Consider the following 3904-nt stretch of genomic DNA (forward strand, 5'->3'; position numbering starts at 1 on the left):
TCGGCGGCATCCTCGCCAACGGGCAGAACGTCGCGTTCCTCGTGGCGCTCGCCTTCGCGGTGGCCGCCTCGGCGAACCTCCCGACGCTGCTCTACTCGCTGTTCTGGCGCCGGTTCAACACCACCGGCGCACTGTGGAGCATCTACGGCGGGCTCGGCCTGTGCATCGTGTTCATCGTGTTCTCGCCGGTGGTCTCGGGCGAGTCCACGTCGATCTTCGGGGAGGGCGTCGACTTCGCGTGGTTCCCGCTCTCGAACCCCGGCATCGTGTCGATCCCGATGTCGTTCCTGCTCGGCGTGGCGGGGACGCTGGTCGGCGCGGACAGCACCCCGCCCGAGGAGCAGGCCGAGCTCGACCGCCGCGCCGCGGAGATGGAGGTCCGCTCGATGACCGGGGCCGGCTCGGCGGCGGAGCAGCAGGTGCCCTCGGCGCGTCAGCACTGACACCGGCACCGGCGCACCGTGTGATCTGATGGAGCCATGACGTCCGAGGTGCCCGCCGTGCCGGTGACCGAGGTGCCCGCGGGGGCGACGCTGCTCGACGTCCGCGAGGACGACGAGTGGGCCGCCGGCCACGCACCCGAGGCGGTCCACGTGCCGTTGTCGCAGTTCCTCGAGCGGCTCGACGAGGTCCCCGACGGGCCGCTCGCGGTGGTGTGCCGGGTGGGTGGGCGCTCGGCGCAGGTCACCGCCTACCTCGTCGGCCAGGGCCGCGAGGCGGTCAACGTGCACGGCGGGATGCTGGCGTGGGAGGCCGCCGGGCGCCCGGTGGTCACCGACGGGCCGGGGCCCGCCCAGGTGGTGTAGCGCCGTGACCTGCCCGCGATGCGGCCGGGAGCAGCCGCCCGGCGAGTCCGTCCGCTTCTGCGTGCACTGCGGGCGCGTGCTCTCCGGGGTGCGCTGGGTGGCGACGACGCCGGACGCCCTGCGTCCCCGGCAGCCCGCGGCGTCCCGCCGTCCCTACGCCGGCCCGCCGCGCTACCGCGAGGTCCCGCGCTGGAGCCTGTGGCCGTGGGCGGCGCGCCCCGAACCGGGTAGTCCCGACGGACCGCTGCCGTCGAGGCCCGCCCCCGACCCGCAGGAGGCGCTGCGCGCGCACGCCGGGTTGCTGCGCCGGCTCGCGGTGACCACCGCCCTGCTCGCCGGCATCTCCGCCGCGGGCGAGGTGTTCCGCTACGTGCTGCTGGTCCTGTCCCGCGACCGGGCCCTGTCGGGCGTGGCGCTGGGGTGGTCGGACGTCCTCGTGACGCTGTTCGGGCTGCTCGCCCCGGTGGCCGGGCTCGCCACCGGGGTGCTCTTCCTGCGCTGGCTGCTCGCCGCGCGCAGCCTCGCCGCCGAGGAGTCCGGCACCCGGCCGTGGCGCTCGACACGGCTGCTGCTGCTCGGCTGCGTCCTGCCGCCGTTCACCCTCACCGTGCCCGGGGCGACGCTCGCCGAGATCGAGCACGCCGCCGGCGGGTCGGACCCCGCCGCCCGTCCGACCCCGTCCCGGCCGGTGCTGGGCTGGTGGGCGAGCTGGGCGACCGGGGTGGTGCTCGGCGTCGTCACCGTGGCGCACGGGTTCGCCACCAGCACCCAGGCCCTCGCCGACGGCGTGCTGCTGCACGCGCTCGTCGACGTGGTCGCGATCGTGACCGCCGTGGCCACCGTGCGGGTCGTCGCGCACCTCACCGAGCTGCTCGCGCCGGTGTTGCGGCCCACCGGGCGGACGTGGGTCGTCCGGGCGGCGACCGTCTGAGCGGCCGGGCCGGCGCCGTCAGGCCCCGCCGAGGGTCGCCACGCCGCCGGCCGAGGGCGGAGCCGTCGGATCGGTCCCGGCGACGGCCGACATCTCGCGGGCGACGAAGTCCTCGACGTGGAACAGGTTGTCGCCCGCGCGGCGCACGATCCGCAGCAGCGTCGTCATGGAGGCGACCTCCTCGACCTGCTCCTTGAGGTACCACTGCATGAACTGCTCGCCGAGGTAGTCGCCCTCGTCGCGGGCGGTCCGGGCCAGCACCGTGATCTGGTCGGTGACGCGCCGCTCCTGATCGAGGACCAGTTCGACGACGTCCTCGACCGACTTGAAGTCGTTGCGGACCTCGTCGGTGCCCGGGACGCGGACGTGCACGTCGTTGTCCAGCAGGTACTGGACCATGCCCATCGCGTGGTTGCGCTCCTCGAGCGCCTGCGCGTAGAAGTGCGCCGCCATCTGGGGCAGGTCCTCGTCGTCGCAGTACACGGCGACGGCGGTGTACTGCTGCGACGCCGTGAACTCGTGGCGGATCTGCTCGCTCAGGAGATCGTGGAACGTCGACGACGAGAGGTCGCTCATACCTGCCGAGTGTAGGTTCCCCGGCCGCCGGCGCCCCGCCGACGGCCGCGGAGGCGGCCGCCGGCGGAGCCCGCGTCAGCGGGTGATCGTGGCTGCCACCGCCGTGTCACCGTCCTTCTTGACGGTGAGCGGGAGCTGGGGCGCCCCGAGGTCCCCACATCCGAGGTTCTGGTAAGAGGCCTGCAGGCGCTGCGCGAGGAACGTGAAGAGGTTGTTCCCCGCCGCGGGGTCCGGCGACGTCGCCGCCGAGAACCGGGCCTGGTCCGCCTTCAGACGTCCGGGGGCCACCGCCACGAGCGAGCGGCAGTACGCGGCGCCGTCCGACGACGCGCCGACCGGCTGGTCGACCCCCTGCCGGTAGAGCGCGTTCTTGGCCCGCGAGGCCTTCCCGTCGACCTGCGACATCGGGTCGTTGGCGGGTACGAGTGCCACCGGGTCGCCCTGGTGCGCGGCGGCCTGCAGCTCGTTGAGCGCGAGCGACGGGACCTGCTTGCCGGGGTCCCCGGCGTCCGGCGCGGTCATCGGTCGGCAGCCGAGCGCCGGGTCGACGAACGCGTCGAGCAGGCCGTTGTCGCTGGCGTTGGTGAGCCGCGTGCCGCCGAGCCCGGTGTTGGCGGCGGTGTCCTGGGCGACGCGACCGTCGCCGAGCACCCGGTAGGACGTGGCGAGGTTGTCGCTCTGGTCCTGGTCGACCACGGAGAAGTCCCGGGTGGTGGGGCAGGGCTGCCCGTCGGCGGCGGTGCCCAGCGCCGGCACGGCGAGCTTCCCCGCCGCGATCGCGCCGTTCGCGGCGCCGAAGAAGGCCGCGCCGTGACAGTCCGCGAACTGGCCGAACGGGGAGCCCGGGACGCCGTTGACGCAGCCACCGTGGTCGCCGCCGAGGGTCAGCGTCGTGCCGTTGAAGCCGAACCAGACCCCGACGACCGCGCCCGCCGGGAGGGCCGGGGTCACCGGCGCCGCGGCCGGCCGCGACCCGTCGTCGATCACGAGCGGGTGGTAGACCGAGAGCGCGCCGGTGGCGGGGTCGAGGACCGTCGCCTCGACGAAGGCGGCCTGGGCGGTGTTCGCCTCGTGGCACGCGCCCTTCCCGTCGCTGCCCTGCAGGCGGTACGGCGTGGCGAGGCCGGCCGCGCTGGTGGGGTTCGGGGGGACCACCAGGGTGCAGTTCGGGTTCGGCTGGTCCTGCTGCTGCGCTCCGTTCTGGTGGTGGTTCTTCTGCTGGTCAGACGGATGCGTGCCGCCCGCTCCGGGGCCGTGACCGGCGCCCGGCGCGGCCGTCGAGGGCGTCGGGGACGCCGCCGTCGTGGCTCCGGCCCCGGGCGTCGTCGCCCCGCCGCCCGGCGTCGGCGAGCCCGACCCGTTGCGTCGGCCCCGACCGGTGATCGCCGCGGTCACCCGTGAGAGGAGCGAGTCGCTGCGTGGTGTCCGTGCGCTGCGTGTCGACGTCGACGAGGTGTCCGATCCGTGGGTCGACGACGCCCAGGCCTGGGCCGCGCCGAGCACCAGCAGGATCGAGAGGGGTACGGCCACCGCCCAGCGGGGGATGCGGCGTCGAACCGTGTGTCTGGCCATGGGTGTCCTTCGTGGGGGG

5 protein-coding genes are annotated in these 3904 nt (G+C 74.8%); 3 read left to right on the plus strand and 2 right to left on the minus strand.

What is annotated here, in order from left to right:
• The 3 genes from AC0CYZ_RS00440 to AC0CYZ_RS00450 form a co-directional block, all read left to right on the plus strand.
• Nucleotides 1-443: sodium:solute symporter family transporter (locus tag AC0CYZ_RS00440; protein ID WP_472210935.1), on the plus strand; the 443-nt coding region annotated here is incomplete at its 5' end.
• 36 nt (nt 444-479) lie between these two features.
• Nucleotides 480-806: a rhodanese-like domain-containing protein gene (locus AC0CYZ_RS00445; protein WP_472210938.1), complete on the plus strand. Its 327-nt coding sequence runs from the start codon at nt 480-482 to the stop codon at nt 804-806.
• A 4-nt stretch (nt 807-810) separates the two neighbouring features.
• A complete protein-coding gene (locus AC0CYZ_RS00450; RefSeq protein ID WP_472210940.1) occupies nt 811-1737 on the plus strand; it encodes a DUF4328 domain-containing protein in 927 nt (308 codons plus the stop codon).
• An 18-nt stretch (nt 1738-1755) separates the two neighbouring features.
• On the opposite strand, the gene AC0CYZ_RS00455 is transcribed toward AC0CYZ_RS00450, so the two are convergent.
• The gene (locus AC0CYZ_RS00455) at nt 1756-2313 is read right to left on the minus strand and encodes a ferritin (RefSeq protein WP_472210943.1); all 558 of its coding nucleotides are present in this window, start codon (nt 2311-2313) and stop codon (nt 1756-1758) included.
• Nucleotides 2314-2388: 75 nt separating this feature from the next.
• On the minus strand, nt 2389-3885 hold the full coding sequence (locus tag AC0CYZ_RS00460; RefSeq protein ID WP_472210946.1) for a hypothetical protein: 1497 nt from the start codon (nt 3883-3885) through the stop codon (nt 2389-2391).
• Between the last annotated feature and the right edge of the window lie 19 nt (nt 3886-3904).

The organism is Actinomycetospora sp. (assembly GCF_055612215.1).

Excerpts from the sequence above, each read along its gene's own strand:
- AC0CYZ_RS00445 (WP_472210938.1), top strand. The coding sequence starts at position 480 with ATGACGTCCGAGGTGCCCGCCGTGCCGGTGACCGAGGTGCCCGCGGGG.
- AC0CYZ_RS00455 (WP_472210943.1), bottom strand. The coding sequence starts at position 2,313 with ATGAGCGACCTCTCGTCGTCGACGTTCCACGATCTCCTGAGCGAGCAG.
- AC0CYZ_RS00460 (WP_472210946.1), bottom strand. The coding sequence starts at position 3,885 with ATGGCCAGACACACGGTTCGACGCCGCATCCCCCGCTGGGCGGTGGCC.